A 16,428-nucleotide genomic window follows, 5' to 3' on the forward strand; every position below is an offset into this window, starting at 1 on the left:
TCCCGGTTAAAACGGAAACACCTGATATGCTCTATCTCCTTGTTTTGACGAAGTCCGGACACAATGCCGCTGACGCAGCTTTGCAGGAACTGTGCAAAATTATCTCGGCTGAAAAAGGAAGCCCGCCGCTGCTCAGGCAGAGTATCTGAGGGTCGCTGGCGGTGGAACCTGTGCGGTCGATGTCTCGAACTTCTCGCTGCCCGGCACAATGACAATGGAATTCGAATCGTTGATGGCACTGCGATTGCGTCCTGCTGCCTTTGCCGCATACAGTGCGCGATCTGCCCGTGAGAGCATGGAATCGAGATCTGCCTCAAGCCGCGGCGCAACCGCGATACCTGCGCTGACCGATGCCCGGATGAGCCGGTTATCCTCTGACGTTATGGGCTGGGAAAAGAGGGTCAGGCGGATGGCTTCGGTCGTCCCGATCGCTTCTGCATCACTGCTGACAGCCAGAAGGCAGGCAAATTCCTCGCCGCCAAGCCTGCCGAAGACGCCGCGCTGCATCAGGCATGACTGGGCCACGCGGCAGAAATGGGTCAGGACATCGTCTCCGCCTCTATGCCCATATTGATCATTGATCTGCTTGAAGTGGTCGAGGTCGAAGATGATGATGGCCAGAAGACCGCGTTGACCGCTCGATTCCCGGCGCACCCGGTCGAACTGATCGAGAAGTCCGCGGCGGTTCAATACGCCAGTCAGAGGGTCGGTCAGGGCAATGTGGCGCAACCGCTCCTCTGAACGCGCCATCAGCATGCGTGCGCCAAGCATTATGGCGGCGACCAGGCAGAAGATATTGCCAACCGAATAGATCAGCACGTTCGGCATTTCCATGAAGGTGGTTGGACGAAGGACGGCGGACTGGACTGCCATATTGAGCATGAAGCCGGCCTGGATAACGCTGACCAGCGCGAACAGCCGCCGGGATCGCGAAGCGGGTTTCTGGCCCGTAATCAGGCAGTAGGCGAGCAGGAGATAGGCCAGCGAGGAGCAGGTTTGCACGAGGACCACGCGCGCCCAGAACTGCTCATACACTGAGGGAATCAAAAGCAGCGTTATCCAGAGAAGACTTGGTAGCAGCAGCACGGGCGTCACGCGCCTGCCGTCATGGCGCAGTACTCCGGCGCCCCACAGGCCAATCCCCAGCAGGATGATGAGATTGCTCAACACGATCGAGACGAAATCCGGAATGGTGTTACGCAGCCCTACCAGAACGATTCCCGCGCCATGGCAGGCAAAGCCCAAGCCCCATAGGCCTGTAACTACCTGTTTTCTATCATGAAGCCAGGACGCCACCAGGAGCGCCGCAAGTGTCATGGCTTCCGTAGCCCAAAGTACCAGCGCCGTTTTTGTGTCCACGATCGACGTCCCGCCCGAGATTGTGAACGGCAGTTTATGGGGCGGAGAGTTTAAAAGGTTGTTGCCGACGGAAGGTATTTGCTAACGATTTAACGTTTGAGATGATGAAAACTACATGCGGTTAAGGATATCGGGTGCGGCGTCTTGAAGTACCCGGCATCCACCCTCTATGTAGGGATGAGACAAAATCAAGACGATTCCTGGGGCGGAAACGCCATCGGGCGCCCGATGAGACAAAGGAACACCATGAGAAATCCCGTTGATACCGCTATGGCCCTGGTGCCGATGGTTGTCGAGCAGACCAACCGCGGGGAGCGCTCCTACGACATCTACTCGCGGCTGCTGAAGGAGCGGATCATCTTTTTGACGGGTCCGGTAGAGGACCACATGGCCTCCCTGGTCTGCGCGCAGCTGCTCTTCCTGGAAGCGGAAAATCCGAAGAAGGAAATCGCGCTCTACATCAATTCGCCGGGTGGCGTCGTGACCGCGGGCATGTCGATCTACGATACCATGCAGTTCATCAAGCCTGCGGTTTCCACGCTCTGCATCGGGCAGGCGGCATCCATGGGTTCGCTGCTTCTGGCGGCCGGTGAGAAGGGCATGCGCTTTGCCATGCCGAACTCGCGCATCATGGTTCACCAGCCTTCCGGCGGCTTCCAGGGCCAGGCTTCCGATATCGAACGCCATGCTCGTGACATATTGAAGATGAAAAAGCGTCTGAACGATGTCTATGTGAAGCATACGGGCCGCACCTACGAGGAAGTTGAAAAAACTCTCGATCGTGACCATTTCATGGATGGTGAGGAAGCGCTTGCCTGGGGTGTCGTCGACAAGATCCTGACCTCGCGCCAGGAACTGGAAGGCGGCTCAGCCGATTGAGGCTGAGGAAATGCTTCGGTAAGTATTGCCCCGAAATGACCGAATACGGGGTTTCCACTGCCGAGGAACGCGCTAATAATGCTTATTAATGCTGTGTTGATTTTTTATGACATAGCATGCGGTCTGGAAGGGGTTGCGTTGCCACCGGACCGGGAACCCCGGTTCCCAGTTCGGTAGAGTGCCCCGCGAACGGGTCGGGTGCAGCATTCTGAAGGAAAGCTGCCCCACCGGCATAGGAACTCTCCGGGCCTGGATGACAGGCGATCGGTGTGCTGGAAGGGAAGTGATATGAGCAAAGTCAGCGGCAGCAACGGCGGCGACTCCAAGAATACGTTGTATTGTTCCTTCTGCGGCAAGAGCCAGCACGAGGTCCGCAAACTGATTGCGGGGCCCACCGTGTTCATCTGCGATGAATGCGTCGAACTGTGCATGGATATCATCCGCGAAGAGAACAAGAGTTCCATGGTGAAGTCCCGTGACGGCGTTCCCACGCCGCAGGATATCATCAAGGTTCTGGATGAATATGTCATCGGTCAGCAGCAGGCGAAAAAGATCCTGTCTGTGGCGGTGCACAACCACTACAAGCGCCTCGCCCATGCCTCCAAGAACGGCGATGTGGAGCTGGCCAAGTCGAACATCATGCTTGTTGGCCCGACCGGTTGCGGCAAGACCTATCTTGCGCAGACGCTCGCCCGCATCATCGACGTACCCTTCACAATGGCCGATGCGACCACTTTGACGGAAGCCGGCTATGTGGGTGAGGATGTCGAGAACATCATTCTCAAGCTGCTTCAGGCCGCCGATTACAATGTCGAGCGTGCGCAGCGCGGCATCGTCTACATCGACGAAGTGGACAAGATTTCCCGCAAGTCTGACAATCCGTCGATCACCCGCGACGTTTCTGGCGAAGGCGTGCAGCAGGCCCTGCTGAAGATCATGGAAGGTACCGTTGCTTCGGTTCCGCCGCAGGGTGGCCGCAAGCATCCACAGCAGGAATTCCTGCAGGTCGATACCACCAACATCCTGTTCATCTGCGGTGGTGCGTTTGCTGGCCTCGACAAGATCATCTCCGCCCGTGGCGAGAAGACCTCCATCGGCTTCAGCGCCACCGTCAAGGCACCGGATGATCGTCGCGTCGGTGAAGTTCTTCGCGAACTGGAGCCGGAAGATCTGGTCAAGTTCGGCCTGATCCCGGAATTCATCGGTCGTTTGCCTGTTTTGGCAACGCTGGAAGACCTGGACGAAGACGCTTTGATCCAGATCCTGTCCGAGCCGAAGAATGCTCTGGTCAAGCAGTACCAGCGCTTGTTCGAAATGGAAGATGTGGAGCTGACCTTCCACGAAGATGCCCTGCGTGAGATTGCTCGTAAGGCAATCGTTCGCAAGACAGGCGCTCGTGGCTTGCGCTCGATCATGGAAAAGATCCTTCTGGACACGATGTTCGAACTTCCGGCGCTTGAAGGTGTGCGTGAAGTTGTCATCTCGGAAGAGGTTGTGCGCGGTACGGCCCGCCCGCTTTACATCTATGCCGATCGTCAGGATGAAAAGGCGAATGTATCCGCCTGATGAAGCGTTCAGGGGAGGGGCCGTTCGGCCCCTTTTCCACCTCAGGCGCAGGCGATTCGCTTGCGACTGACAGGCTCACCGGCATTGTGCCGCGTGATTCGGGACGGAAACGGCCTGCCGCTATTGTTGCAGGCGCTCTGTTCGTCCCCTTTTCGGTTGACGGAAATCAGTTCCGCGTAAGTATCCCGTCATAACCTTGCATGACCTCCGCATATGCCCGGTGAACAGCCGTGCAAGGCTTGAAATCTGCGTTCAGAACCTCCACTTTGGGGAGGAAGAAAGCGTCCAGCCTTTAACTGGACGATCCCCGGAAACGGGCGAGTGAAAGGAATCATTATGACGAATACAGCGTCTGCGACACAGGACGGAAATACCTATCCGGTCCTGCCTTTGCGCGACATCGTGGTTTTCCCCCACATGATCGTACCTCTGTTCGTCGGGCGCGAGAAATCAATCCGCGCGCTGGAAGAGGTCATGGGATCCGACAAGCAGATCATGCTGGTCACCCAGATCAATGCCGGGGATGACGATCCGGCGCCTTCCGCCATCCACAAGGTTGGTACGGTTGCCAATGTTCTTCAATTGCTGAAGCTGCCCGATGGGACCGTGAAGGTTCTTGTCGAAGGCCGCTCCCGTGCGAAGATCGATGAATATACTGACCGCGAAGACTTCTACGAAGCCCATGCCAACGTGCTTTCCGAGCCGGAGGAAGATCCGGTTGAGGTTGAGGCGCTGGCCCGCTCCGTTGTTTCCGAGTTCGAAAACTACGTGAAGCTGAACAAGAAGATCTCGCCGGAAGTGGTTGGCGCGGCAAGCCAGATCGAGGATTACTCGAAGCTGGCCGATACCGTGGCTTCGCATCTCTCCATCAAGATCACCGAAAAGCAGGAAATGCTGGAAACGGTGAGCGTGAAGCTGCGTCTGGAGAAGGCTCTTGGCTTCATGGAAGGTGAGATTTCGGTTCTCCAGGTCGAGAAGCGCATCCGCTCGCGCGTCAAGCGCCAGATGGAGAAGACCCAGCGCGAATACTATCTGAATGAGCAGATGAAGGCCATTCAGAAGGAGCTTGGCGATGGTGAGGACGGCCGTGACGAAATGGCCGAAATCGAGGATCGCATCAACAAGACCAAGCTGACCAAGGAAGCGCGCGAAAAGGCCGAGGCGGAGCTGAAGAAGCTGCGCCAGATGAGCCCGATGTCTGCGGAAGCGACAGTGGTGCGCAACTATCTGGACTGGCTGCTGTCCATTCCGTGGAACAAGAAGTCCAAGGTGAAGATCGATCTGAACAATGCCGAGAAGATCCTGGATCAGGATCACTTCGGCCTTGATAAGGTCAAGGAGCGTATTGTCGAATATCTGGCCGTGCAGGCGCGTGCGACGAAGATGAAGGGTCCTATCCTTTGCCTCGTTGGCCCTCCGGGCGTCGGCAAGACTTCGCTTGCTCAGTCGATTGCGAAGGCAACCGGTCGTGAATATGTGCGCATGGCTCTTGGCGGCGTGCGCGATGAGGCCGAAATTCGCGGTCACCGCCGCACCTATATCGGCTCCATGCCGGGCAAGGTCGTTCAGTCGATGAAGAAGGCGAAGCGGTCCAACCCGCTCTTCCTTCTCGATGAAATCGACAAGATGGGCATGGATTTTCGTGGCGATCCGTCTTCTGCGCTGCTCGAAGTTCTCGATCCGGCACAGAATTCGACCTTCATGGATCACTATCTTGAGGTGGAATACGATCTGTCTGACGTGATGTTCATCACGACGGCGAACACGCTGAACATCCCTGCGCCTTTGATGGACCGCATGGAGATCATCCGGATCGCTGGCTACACCGAAGATGAGAAGCGCGAGATCGCCAAGCGGCACCTGCTGCCGAAAGCCATCAAGGAACATGCGTTGAAGCCGGAGGAGTTCTCCGTCAGCGACGATGCGCTGATGGCGATCATTCAGCAATACACGCGTGAGGCTGGTGTTCGTAACTTCGAGCGCGAACTGATGAAGCTGGCACGTAAGGCCGTGACGGAGATCATCAAGGGCAAGACGAAGACGGTTGAAGTGACCGCCGCTAATGTTCAGGACTATCTGGGCGTTCCGCGCTTCCGTCATGGTGAGGCAGAGCGCGAAGATCAGGTCGGTGTTGTTACCGGCTTGGCCTGGACTGAGGTGGGTGGTGAACTGCTGACCATCGAAGGTGTCATGATGCCGGGCAAGGGCCGCATGACCGTTACGGGTAACCTGAAGGACGTGATGAAGGAGTCGATTTCGGCCGCCGCATCCTACGTTCGTTCGCGTGCCGTTGACTTCGGCATTGAACCGCCGCGCTTCGACAAGTCGGACATTCACGTCCACGTGCCGGAAGGCGCCACTCCGAAGGATGGCCCCTCTGCAGGTATCGCCATGGCAACGGCCATTGTGTCGATCATGACTGGTATCCCGGTCTCCAAGGACGTGGCCATGACCGGCGAGGTGACCTTGCGTGGACGTGTCTTGCCGATTGGTGGCCTGAAGGAAAAGCTTCTTGCGGCGCTTCGCGGCGGCATCAAGAAGGTCCTCATTCCGGAAGAAAACGCCAAGGATCTGGCTGATATTCCGGATAACGTGAAGAATAACATGGAGATCATTCCGGTTTCCCGCATGGGTGAGGTGCTTGACCACGCCCTGCTGCGCAAGCCGGAGCCGATCGAATGGGACGGAACGGTGGAAACACCTGTCATCGCGACTGCTGAGGGAAGCGAGGATTCCAACCCGTCTTTGGCGCACTAAGCCAAACCTGTGTGCGAAAATCGCACTCTCTGTGGAAAAAGGCCGGCTATATGCCGGCCTTTTTTGTGAAAATGTCTTGGAGGCCCTTGTTTTTCAGGCAATCCCGGAGCTTTTGGGTGGGCGAAGGGCATCATGAATCGATCGCCCCGACAGGTCCATTTGTGTGAAACCATTGAAAGGGGTGGAAACATGAACAAGAACGAATTGGTATCCGCCGTTGCTGAGAAGGCCGGTCTTTCCAAGGCCGACGCCGCTTCTGCTGTCGACGCAGTTCTGGAAGCTGTGCAGGCTGAATTGAAAAACGGTGGCGATGTTCGTCTCGCTGGCTTCGGCAGCTTCTCCGTCTCCCGCCGTGAAGCTTCGAAGGGTCGTAACCCCTCCACGGGCGCTGAAGTCGATATTCCGGCTCGCAACGTTCCAAAGTTCTCGGCCGGCAAGGGCCTGAAGGACGCTGTAAACAGCTAAGGTCTGGCACGCTGACAAGCGTGAATACATACCAATGCTGCGAAGCCCGGCGTCAGTCGGGCTTTTTTCATAAGGTGAAAGCGGAGTTGGGCGTGGCTTCTCCTTCCGCAAGAGTGACATCAAGAGGGCGGGGAAGAGGATGGCAGACAGGCAGAGCGTGATGTGGTCGCCGGCGGTGCGTGGCGCACTGTTCATGGTGCTTGCTGGCGTTGTTTTCGCGGCAATCAACGTGGCAACCCAATGGTTGGCCATGGTGATGCATTTCCCGGCCTCTTCCATGGCTTTCTGGCAATATGCCTTCGCAACGATCTTCTCGCTGCCACTGCTCGCCCGACTGGGCTTCAAGGCGATGCGCAGTCGCTACCCGATGCGGCATGTCATCCGGGTTGCGCTGGCGGCGCTCGGCGTGCAGGCCTGGGCCTATGGCCTGGTGACGGTGCCGATCTGGCAAGCGATAGCCCTGGTCATGACCTCGCCCTTCTTTGTCATCATTGGTGCGAGACTGTTTCTGGGTGAGCGAGTGGGGATGCATCGATGGCTCGCAACGCTGGCGGGTTTCATTGGCGCGATGGTCATCCTGCAGCCCTGGAACGATGCGTTCTCGCTCTCCGCATTATTGCCAGTCCTCGCGGCCCTTCTGTGGGGCGGCTCATCTCTCATTATGAAGAACCTGGCACACCATGAGCCGCCTGAAGCCATCACGGTCTGGCTGCTGGTACTGCTCACACCCATCAACGCAGCACTTGCTCTTGGCGCCGGATTGGCATTGCCCGCAGGGCAGGAGCTATGGCTTCTACTGGCGGCCGGCCTGCTGACTGCCATCGGACAGCATTTTCTCAGCCTTGCATACAGAGCCGCGGATGCGGCCTATGTCCAACCCTTCGACGATCTGAAATTGCCGCTGAATGTGCTTGCGGGTTGGGTTGTGTTCGGTTTTGCGCCCAGCGGCTCCCTGCTGCTTGGCGCATTGCTGATTCTCGCCGCTTCGCTCTCACTTCTTCTGCGTGAGGCTCGCTCAGCTGCAAGGCGCGAACTGCGAGCATAGCAAGAGAATCAGCGAAATCATGCGCCATCAAGCCTGTGTGGTTGCGTGACGGTGTTGTTTGGTCTTTTATCCGCGCGCATTCACAAGGAGCGTTCGGCATGCATTACCTTCTCACCGGCACAGCAGGCTTTATCGGCTTTCATCTGGCCCGCCGGCTCCTGGAGGAGGGGCATCAGGTCACGGGTTTTGATGGCCTGACCCCTTATTATAATCTCCGCCTGAAGGAAGCACGGCACGCCGCGCTCTCACAGTTTCAAGGATTTCGTCCCGTTATCGGCATGCTTGAAGATCGGCGTGCTCTGGAAACCACCCTCGAGCACGGCAATCCGGATATTGTCGTGCACCTCGCAGCGCAGGCTGGCGTGCGTTACAGCCTGGAAAATCCGAAAGCCTATCTTGATTCGAATCTCGTCGGATCCTGGAACGTGCTGGAGCTCGCCCGGCAAGCTGGCGTTCAGCATTTGATGCTTGCCTCCACATCGTCGGTTTACGGTGCCAACGATTCTACCCCCTTCAAGGAAGCCGACAAGACGGATGAGCCACTCAGCTTCTACGCTGCCACGAAGAAGGGTATGGAGTTGATGGCGCATACTTATGCGCATCTTCACAAGTTGCCGATAACCGCTTTTCGCTTCTTCACCGTCTATGGCCCTTGGGGCCGGCCCGATATGGCGCTGTTCAAATTTGTGAAGGCGATTCTCGAAGATCGCGAGATCGAAGTGTATGGCGAAGGCCGCATGAGCCGAGATTTTACCTATGTAGACGATCTTATCAGCTGCATCATCAATCTCTCTCGAATCGCACCAAATGAATCGAATCGCGTGACCGCGCCTGGTGTGAGCGACACGCTTTCTCACCAGGGACCCTACAGGGTGGTGAATATCGGTGGGGGGCAACCCGTAACGGTTCTCGACTTCATTGCAGCCATTGAGACGGTTATGGGGCGCCAAGCCAAGCGCGCAATGCTGCCGATGCAGCAAGGCGATGTTCCACGCACTTTTGCAAGTCCTCTCCTGCTGCAAGCGTTGACAGGCGAGAAGCCGGAAATCGACCTGGAGACGGGCGTGAGAGCTTTTGTTGATTGGTATCTCGAGTTCCGCGACGAACTTCAGCTCTGAGAGGCACTTTGATCAGACGTAATCTGCTTCGATCGGCCTCATATGTGGGGCCGACAAAGCATGCCCAGTATCGGGCACAAGCGCACAGATAGAAGCAGAAACAAGCTGCCGAAGTAAGAGCATAAGAGAAAGGGGGAAATGGTGGGCGATGAGAGACTCGAACTCCCGACATCCTCGGTGTAAACGAGGCGCTCTACCAACTGAGCTAATCGCCCGACTTGCTGGCGGTTCGTTGCCGCCGCGTCGATGGCCGTGATCTATTCGGATCGATCGAAATCCGCAAGAGCGAATTTGCAGTTTTTTTCGATTTTTTTCCACCGGGCGTGGTCGGAACTTCGAAACCCCCGCAAAACCGGGGGTTCTTGCGCTGAGATTTTTTTATCCATCCACAGGCTGGTCCCGGCTTTGGGGAGGTTGTGGAAAAGAAAGATTTCTTCGTCACGCTTTTGTCTTGAAAGCTGCTTGACACCTCCAAACGAACCCCTTAGAGAGCCGCACATCGACATGGCGCTGCCGGTCGGTGAGGGGAAGTTTCTCCCTGTTTGGAAGAATGCGGGTGTAGCTCAGTCGGTTAGAGTGCCGGCCTGTCACGCCGGAGGTCGCGGGTTCGAGCCCCGTCACTCGCGCCATTCCAGGCCAATGAAACAATGCGCGGGTGTAGCTCAGTCGGTTAGAGTGCCGGCCTGTCACGCCGGAGGTCGCGGGTTCGAGCCCCGTCACTCGCGCCATTTATCTCTCTTCCTATGTGGTTAAGTATAGAGCAGGATTGCGACATCTGGTCGCAGTCGCGTTCAGGGCGCCTCATCTGTTTCGCCGCTTTGTCAGCGGGCAGACGAAGTTGCAAGTTTTGTTCGCCTTGTTTCCGTTGCGGCTTGTTTTGCTTGCAATCTGCACCCATCTTGACGCTAACGGCTTAACCTAGAAGCCATCAATTGGATGCCCGCCAGCTAGCCAGGGACTACACGGATTGTGTATGCTTTGGGCATAAAGATATTTTGGTGCGGGATCGATCATTCAAAAGTCTTGCGCCCGCGTTCCGGCTGCGCTAGTCACGGCTTGTTGCAATGCACGTTCGCTTGCCGCGCATTCGCTTTTGTGCCGCCCGGTACTGCTTGGCAAGCAGGGATGGAATACAATGACTGAACTTCTCAGTTCCTATGTCCCGATCGCGATCTTTATAGGTATTGCCCTCGTGATCGGCTTGGCGCTTCTTATTGCGCCGTTCGCCGTTGCCTATAAGGCGCCTGACTCGGAGAAGTTGTCCGCCTATGAGTGCGGATTTAATGCCTTCGATGACGCTCGCATGAAGTTCGACATCCGCTTCTATCTCGTGTCGATCCTTTTTATCATCTTCGATCTGGAAGTTGCCTTCCTGTTCCCTTGGGCTGTTTCGTTCGGCGAGATCGGCTGGTTCGGGTTCTGGTCGATGATGGTCTTCCTCGGCGTCCTGACCATCGGCTTTATCTATGAGTGGAAGAAAGGAGCGCTGGAATGGGAGTAGTCGACAATAGCGGCACCCTCATCGCGCCGCAGCCAAAGGGGATCATTGATCCGCGCACCGGCAAGCCGGTTGGCAGTGATGACGCATTCTTCGGCGAGATCAATAATGAGCTCGCCGATAAGGGTTTTCTCGTCACCTCGACCGATGAGTTGATCAACTGGGCCCGTACTGGATCCTTGATGTGGATGACCTTCGGTCTGGCTTGTTGCGCCGTTGAAATGATGCAGCTTTCCATGCCGCGTTATGACGTTGAGCGCTTTGGTTTCGCGCCGCGCGCAAGCCCGCGTCAGTCTGATGTGATGATCGTTGCCGGCACGCTGACCAACAAGATGGCGCCTGCTCTGCGTAAGGTCTATGACCAGATGCCTGAGCCGCGTTATGTCATCTCCATGGGCTCCTGTGCCAATGGTGGTGGCTACTATCATTATTCCTATTCGGTGGTCCGTGGTTGCGATCGCGTCGTACCAGTCGATATCTATGTTCCGGGCTGTCCCCCCACGGCGGAAGCACTTCTTTACGGTGTGCTTTTGCTGCAGAAAAAGATCCGCCGGACCGGAACGATCGAACGCTAAGGGCGAGGACTGGCTATGAGTGAAGCCCTGAATGAATATGTTGCCTATCTTGGCGAAAAGCAGTCCGGCCTGTTTCAGTCGGCTGCCATCGCCTATGGCGAGCTGACGCTGAATGCGACTGCGGAGACTGTTATCGCCTTGTTGACTTTCCTGCGGGACGATCCCCAGTCGGGCTTTGTCAACATGATCGATATCTGCGGCGTGGATTGGCCACAGCGGGAGCGTCGTTTCGACGTTGTGTATCATCTGCTTTCGCCGACGAAAAACATGCGGATCCGCGTGAAGGTCCAGACGGCTGAAGATGAGGCGGTGCCATCGGCCTGTTCCGTTTATCCTGGCGCTGACTGGTTTGAGCGTGAGGCCTGGGATCTTTATGGCATTCTGTTTACCGGGCATCCAGATCTGCGCCGTATCCTCACGGACTATGGTTTCGAAGGGCACCCGCTACGCAAGGATTTTCCGCTGACGGGCTTCGTGGAAGTGCGTTACGACGACAGTGCCAAGCGCGTGGTCTACGAGCCGGTGCAGCTGCGTCAGGAATTCCGTAGTTTCGATTTTCTCAGCCCCTGGGAGGGCACGGATTACGTGCTGCCGGGCGACGAGAAGGCCAAGGCGTGAAGGCAGGCGGCGCTGCGGGCGCCGCGTGACGAATCGAGTTTTTCCCGCTGGCGCCGTGATGGCAGCGCAGCATGGAGCAGGCAGCAATGACTGAACATAATGTCCGCAATTTCAACATCAATTTCGGACCGCAGCATCCGGCGGCGCACGGCGTTTTGCGACTTGTTCTCGAGCTCGACGGCGAAATCGTCGAGCGCGTGGATCCGCATATCGGCCTTCTGCACCGTGGAACGGAAAAGCTGATCGAGGCAAAGACCTATCTTCAGGCGCTGCCCTATTTCGATCGCTTGGACTATGTTGCTCCGATGAACCAGGAGCACGCCTACTGTCTCGCGGTCGAGAAGCTGCTGGGCATAGAAGTTCCTATCCGTGGACAGTTGATCCGGGTGCTCTTTTCTGAGATCGGTCGCATCCTGTCTCACCTGTTGAACGTGACCACGCAGGCCATGGATGTTGGCGCGCTTACACCTCCGCTCTGGGGGTTCGAAGAGCGCGAGAAGCTCATGGTGTTCTACGAGCGCGCCTCTGGCGCACGTATGCACGCGGCCTATTTCCGTCCGGGTGGCGTCCACCAGGATCTGCCGGTTGAACTGGTGGAAGACATCGGAAAGTGGTGTGACGAGTTTCCTCGCGCATTGCAGGACATTCACGGTCTGATCACCGATAACCGCATCTTCAAGCAGCGTAACGTCGATATCGGCGTCGTGTCGCTGGCAGATGCCTGGGCCTGGGGTTTCTCGGGCGTGATGGTGCGTGGTTCTGGCGCCAAGTGGGATTTGCGCAAGTCGCAGCCTTACGAGTGCTATGCCGACCTCGACTTCGACATCGCCATTGGCAAGAACGGCGACTGTTATGACCGTTATCTGATCCGCATGTTCGAGATGGAGCAGTCCTGCAAGATCATGAAGCAGTGCGTTGAGCGCCTGCTCGGTGATGCGAAGACAGGACCGGTATCCTCTGTGGATGGTAAGGTCGTTCCGCCGAAGCGTGGCGAGATGAAGCGCTCGATGGAAGCCCTGATCCACCACTTCAAGCTTTATACTGAGGGCTTCCACGTGCCGGAAGGCGAGGTGTATGCCGCGGTCGAAGCGCCGAAGGGTGAGTTTGGTGTGTATCTGGTTGCGGACGGCACCAATAAGCCATACCGCTGCAAGATCCGCGCTCCTGGCTATGCCCATCTGCAGGCCATGGACTTCCTGTGCCGCGGACACCAGTTGGCCGACGTTTCGGCCGTGCTCGGTTCGCTCGACATCGTGTTTGGAGAGGTGGATCGCTAATGGTGCGTTGCGCGCTCGCATTCTGTTTGATCGTTGTTGCCTCGGTGTCAGCCCAAGCGCAAGCATTGGATGGCGCGATCAATACAACCCGCGATGCCGACGCCACCATGGCGGAACTTCTGTCCAGAGAGTATGAAATCAAGTCAGCTGTCCCGAATGGATCGAAACTGATCGTATTCATGCAAAAGGGAAAATCTGGCTACGCTTGCGAATTCGTCAATGTGACGAGAACGCGCTGCGCATCCATCAATTGATAAGGCGTGAGAAAGAATGTCCGTTCGTCGACTAGCCGAAGATCAGTTCCAGCCGGCAGCCTTTGCCTTCAACGCTGAAAATTCAGCGTGGGCTGAGGCGACGATCCGGAAATATCCGGAGGGCCGCCAGCAATCCGCAGTCATTCCACTTCTGATGCGCGCGCAGGAGCAGGACGGTTGGGTAACCCGTGCGGCGATTGAATTCGTCGCGCAGAAGCTCTCAATGCCCTATATCCGCGTGCTGGAAGTCGCCACTTTCTACACGCAGTTCCAGCTGAAGCCGATCGGCACGCGCGCCCACGTGCAGGTTTGCGGTACAACGCCCTGCATGCTCAGAGGTTCCGAGGCGTTGATGGATGTGTGCAAGCGCAAGATCAACCCGGAGCCCTTCGTGCGTAACGAAAGCGGCACACTTTCGTGGGAAGAAGTTGAATGTCAGGGCGCCTGCGTTAACGCGCCTATGGTGATGATCTTCAAGGATGCCTACGAGGATCTTACGCCGGAGCGTCTCGAAGAGATTATTGACGCTTTCGATGCTGGCAAGGGAGCCGAGGTGAAAACCGGCCCGCAGATCGATCGCCATACGTCTGCACCGCAAGGCGGTCCCGTCACCCTGGTCGACGAGATAAAGCCTGTTCGGACCAATCTGGAACCCAAGCCAGCGGAAGCCGCCGCATCGGTTCCTCCGGCAGATGCTGCCCGTCCGAAGGATACTGCGGCAGAAACCAACGCCTCCATCAAGACGCCGGTAACGGCCCCCGCTGGGGCTGAAGCCAATGCGCGCAAGGTGGAGAGTGAGCCACTTTCTGGCACCAACGCAAACGAGCCTGACACCAAAGCCGTGGGCAGCGCCGCAGAAGGCGCACCGGCAGAGGGCAGCGAAGTTGCCGGAACGGCCAAGCCGAAGCGCGCTCGGAAGAAGACAACCGAAGGCGAAGAATAAGTTCTTGCCATTCGGGCCGCGCTGGGCGAAACCCGCGCATATTGCATTCGAATTGCCGACCATAGAGGCGGCGGACTGGTGGAATAGATCATGTTGAAAGATCAGGATCGCATCTTTACCAACATCTACGGGCTCAAGGACAAGTCCCTGAAGGGCGCCATGAGTCGTGGCCACTGGGATGGCACGAAACAGATCATCGAAAAAGGCCGTGACTGGATCATCGAAGAGATGAAGGCTTCGGGTCTGCGTGGCCGTGGTGGTGCCGGCTTCCCGACAGGTCTGAAGTGGTCCTTCATGCCGAAGGAATCCGATGGCCGTCCGCATTACCTCGTGGTGAATGCCGACGAATCCGAGCCGGGCACCTGCAAGGACCGCGACATCATGCGCCACGATCCGCATACGCTGATCGAAGGCTGCGTGATTGCCGGTTTTGCCATGGGTGCACATACGGCCTATATCTATGTCCGCGGCGAATATATGCGGGAACGCGAAGAGCTGCAGAAGGCGATTGACGAGTGCTACGATGCCGGTCTTCTCGGTAAGAACAACAAGTGTGGCTGGGATTTCGACGTATTCGTCCATCACGGCGCCGGTGCCTATATCTGCGGTGAAGAAACAGCGCTGTTGGAAAGCCTGGAAGGCAAGAAGGGGCAGCCGCGCCTGAAGCCGCCATTCCCGGCCAATATGGGTCTGTATGGCTGCCCGACGACGGTCAACAACGTCGAGTCGATTGCGGTGGCTCCGACAATTTTGCGCCGCGGGGCTTCCTGGTTCTCGTCGATTGGTCGTCCGAACAATGTTGGCACCAAGCTTTTCATGGTTTCAGGCCATGTGAACAAGCCATGCACCTTTGAAGAGGCGATGGGTCTTTCCTTCCGCGAAATCATCGAGCGTCACTGTGGCGGCATTCGGGGCGGCTGGGACAATCTTCTGGCTGTCATTCCTGGCGGCGCTTCCTGTCCTGTTGTTCGGGGCGAAGACATGGCGGACGCCATCATGGACTTTGACGGCATGCGCGAAGTGAAGTCGTCCTTCGGCACCGGCGGCATGATCGTCATGGACAAGTCGACCGACATCATCAAGGCTATCTGGCGCATCGCCGCTTTCTTCAAGCATGAGAGCTGCGGCCAGTGCACACCGTGCCGCGAAGGCACCGGCTGGATGATGCGCGTTCTTGAGCGCATGGTGAAGGGTAACGCGCAGAAGCGCGAAATCGACATGCTGTTCCAGGTCTCCAAGCAGATCGAAGGACATACGATCTGTGCTCTTGGCGATGCGGCTGCCTGGCCAATCCAGGGCTTGATCCGTAACTTCCGCCCGGACATTGAAAAGCGGATCGACCAATATACGGCAAATGCCACGAGCCACGGCGCGGTTATGGAGGCGGCGGAGTAAGCGATCATGGAAGCGAGGGGTCACAGCGAGACTGGTGAGAATGCTACGGGCAAATCCACGCTCGGTTTCACGCTTCCCTTCGTGGACAAGGCTCCCGCTAATCCTGCCGAGTTCATGACGGCCATGACAATGGCAAGCATGGCAATCGGGGCGCAGGTCGCAAATGCCTTCTTCGGCATGATGCAGGTTGCTCTCGAAAATACGCCAAAGCAGCAGGGTCATGCTGCCTCGACGGGGGAGGCGCAGCCAGACGGTGTAGCGCCGGAGCCTGTGATGACTGCCCCGGCTGCTAAGGTTGAAAGACCTGTTGAGCTGGCAGAGGCGAAGGTTAAACGGGCAAGGCCGGTCGCGGCGAAAAAGGCTGTAGCTGGCAGGGGAGGTGCCTCCTCGGCGGCCGGGTCAAAATCCGCGGTCAAAGCTCGCAAGGGTTCGGTGCCCGCAAAGGATGACCTGAAGAGGATTTCGGGCATAGGCCCTAAACTCGAAGGTCTGCTCAACAGCATGGGTGTGCTGCGTATTGAGCAGATTGCCGGGTGGAGCGAAGAAAATGTAGAGCATTTCGACCGTGAGCTTGGGCTGGATGGTCGGATTGCAAAAGATGGTTGGATCGCGCAGGCGAAGTCGCTGCTGCGGTGACGGAATGTGTCGCCGCCCTTGAAAGGGCAGGGGACTGGAAACA

At 57.2% G+C, this 16,428-nt stretch carries 14 protein-coding genes, 3 tRNA genes and 1 pseudogene; 16 read left to right on the forward strand and 2 right to left on the reverse strand.

Going from position 1 to position 16,428, the window contains the following annotated elements; genetic code table 11:
- Window positions 1-132 precede the first annotated feature (132 nt).
- The gene (locus ACFSE1_RS00795) at window positions 133-1,359 is read right to left on the reverse strand and encodes a GGDEF domain-containing protein (RefSeq protein WP_377395147.1); all 1,227 of its coding nucleotides are present in this window, start codon (window positions 1,357-1,359) and stop codon (window positions 133-135) included.
- Between the two features lie 246 nt (window positions 1,360-1,605).
- Between ACFSE1_RS00795 and clpP the strand changes: the two genes are divergently transcribed.
- The 6 genes from clpP (at window position 1,606) to ACFSE1_RS00825 (ending at window position 9,189) form a co-directional block, all read left to right on the forward strand.
- Window positions 1,606-2,238, forward strand: coding sequence for an ATP-dependent Clp endopeptidase proteolytic subunit ClpP (gene clpP, locus ACFSE1_RS00800; RefSeq protein ID WP_377395150.1), 633 nt, complete (start codon window positions 1,606-1,608; stop codon window positions 2,236-2,238).
- A 288-nt stretch (window positions 2,239-2,526) separates the two neighbouring features.
- Entirely contained in the window at window positions 2,527-3,804 is a 1,278-nt protein-coding gene (gene clpX, locus ACFSE1_RS00805) for an ATP-dependent Clp protease ATP-binding subunit ClpX (protein WP_377395153.1), read from the forward strand.
- A 336-nt stretch (window positions 3,805-4,140) separates the two neighbouring features.
- The gene (gene lon / locus ACFSE1_RS00810) at window positions 4,141-6,561 is read left to right on the forward strand and encodes an endopeptidase La (protein WP_377395156.1); all 2,421 of its coding nucleotides are present in this window, start codon (window positions 4,141-4,143) and stop codon (window positions 6,559-6,561) included.
- Window positions 6,562-6,750: 189 nt separating this feature from the next.
- On the forward strand, window positions 6,751-7,026 hold the full coding sequence (gene hupB, locus ACFSE1_RS00815) for a DNA-binding protein HupB (RefSeq protein WP_377395159.1): 276 nt from the start codon (window positions 6,751-6,753) through the stop codon (window positions 7,024-7,026).
- Window positions 7,027-7,165: 139 nt separating this feature from the next.
- Window positions 7,166-8,071, forward strand: a complete 906-nt coding sequence (locus tag ACFSE1_RS00820) for a DMT family transporter (RefSeq protein ID WP_377395162.1) — start codon at window positions 7,166-7,168, stop codon at window positions 8,069-8,071.
- Window positions 8,072-8,169: 98 nt separating this feature from the next.
- Window positions 8,170-9,189, forward strand: a complete 1,020-nt coding sequence (locus ACFSE1_RS00825) for an NAD-dependent epimerase/dehydratase family protein (protein WP_377395166.1) — start codon at window positions 8,170-8,172, stop codon at window positions 9,187-9,189.
- A 139-nt stretch (window positions 9,190-9,328) separates the two neighbouring features.
- Here ACFSE1_RS00825 and ACFSE1_RS00830 read toward each other — a convergent pair.
- Window positions 9,329-9,404: transfer RNA gene (locus ACFSE1_RS00830), tRNA-Val, on the reverse strand.
- Window positions 9,405-9,741: 337 nt separating this feature from the next.
- Between ACFSE1_RS00830 and ACFSE1_RS00835 the strand changes: the two genes are divergently transcribed.
- The 10 genes and pseudogenes from ACFSE1_RS00835 (at window position 9,742) to ACFSE1_RS00880 (ending at window position 16,385) form a co-directional block, all read left to right on the forward strand.
- Window positions 9,742-9,818: transfer RNA gene (locus ACFSE1_RS00835), tRNA-Asp, on the forward strand.
- A 22-nt stretch (window positions 9,819-9,840) separates the two neighbouring features.
- Window positions 9,841-9,917: transfer RNA gene (locus ACFSE1_RS00840), tRNA-Asp, on the forward strand.
- A 407-nt stretch (window positions 9,918-10,324) separates the two neighbouring features.
- Window positions 10,325-10,690, forward strand: a complete 366-nt coding sequence (locus tag ACFSE1_RS00845) for an NADH-quinone oxidoreductase subunit A (protein WP_210102857.1) — start codon at window positions 10,325-10,327, stop codon at window positions 10,688-10,690.
- The gene (locus ACFSE1_RS00850; protein ID WP_377395169.1) at window positions 10,681-11,262 is read left to right on the forward strand and encodes a NuoB/complex I 20 kDa subunit family protein; all 582 of its coding nucleotides are present in this window, start codon (window positions 10,681-10,683) and stop codon (window positions 11,260-11,262) included. Before ACFSE1_RS00845 ends, ACFSE1_RS00850 begins: the two co-directional genes overlap by 10 nt.
- Before the next feature lie 15 nt (window positions 11,263-11,277).
- On the forward strand, window positions 11,278-11,880 hold the full coding sequence (locus ACFSE1_RS00855) for an NADH-quinone oxidoreductase subunit C (protein WP_377395172.1): 603 nt from the start codon (window positions 11,278-11,280) through the stop codon (window positions 11,878-11,880).
- A gap of 86 nt (window positions 11,881-11,966) precedes the next feature.
- Window positions 11,967-13,157: an NADH-quinone oxidoreductase subunit D gene (locus ACFSE1_RS00860; RefSeq protein WP_377395175.1), complete on the forward strand. Its 1,191-nt coding sequence runs from the start codon at window positions 11,967-11,969 to the stop codon at window positions 13,155-13,157.
- Window positions 13,157-13,411, forward strand: coding sequence for a hypothetical protein (locus ACFSE1_RS00865; protein WP_377395178.1), 255 nt, complete (start codon window positions 13,157-13,159; stop codon window positions 13,409-13,411). Before ACFSE1_RS00860 ends, ACFSE1_RS00865 begins: the two co-directional genes overlap by 1 nt.
- A 16-nt stretch (window positions 13,412-13,427) precedes the next feature.
- Window positions 13,428-14,315 (forward strand): annotated as a pseudogene (gene nuoE / locus ACFSE1_RS00870) (NADH-quinone oxidoreductase subunit NuoE); the annotation flags it as partial.
- 129 nt (window positions 14,316-14,444) lie between these two features.
- Entirely contained in the window at window positions 14,445-15,749 is a 1,305-nt protein-coding gene (nuoF, locus tag ACFSE1_RS00875) for an NADH-quinone oxidoreductase subunit NuoF (protein ID WP_377395181.1), read from the forward strand.
- A gap of 6 nt (window positions 15,750-15,755) precedes the next feature.
- Window positions 15,756-16,385 carry a 5' DNA nuclease gene (locus ACFSE1_RS00880; protein WP_377395184.1) on the forward strand — a complete coding sequence of 210 codons (630 nt, stop codon included), beginning with the start codon at window positions 15,756-15,758 and terminating at the stop codon, window positions 16,383-16,385.
- Window positions 16,386-16,428: the final 43 nt, after the last annotated feature.

The sequence above is a fragment of the Affinirhizobium helianthi genome, assembly GCF_042680945.1.
Lineage (GTDB): Bacteria > Pseudomonadota > Alphaproteobacteria > Rhizobiales > Rhizobiaceae > Neorhizobium > Neorhizobium helianthi.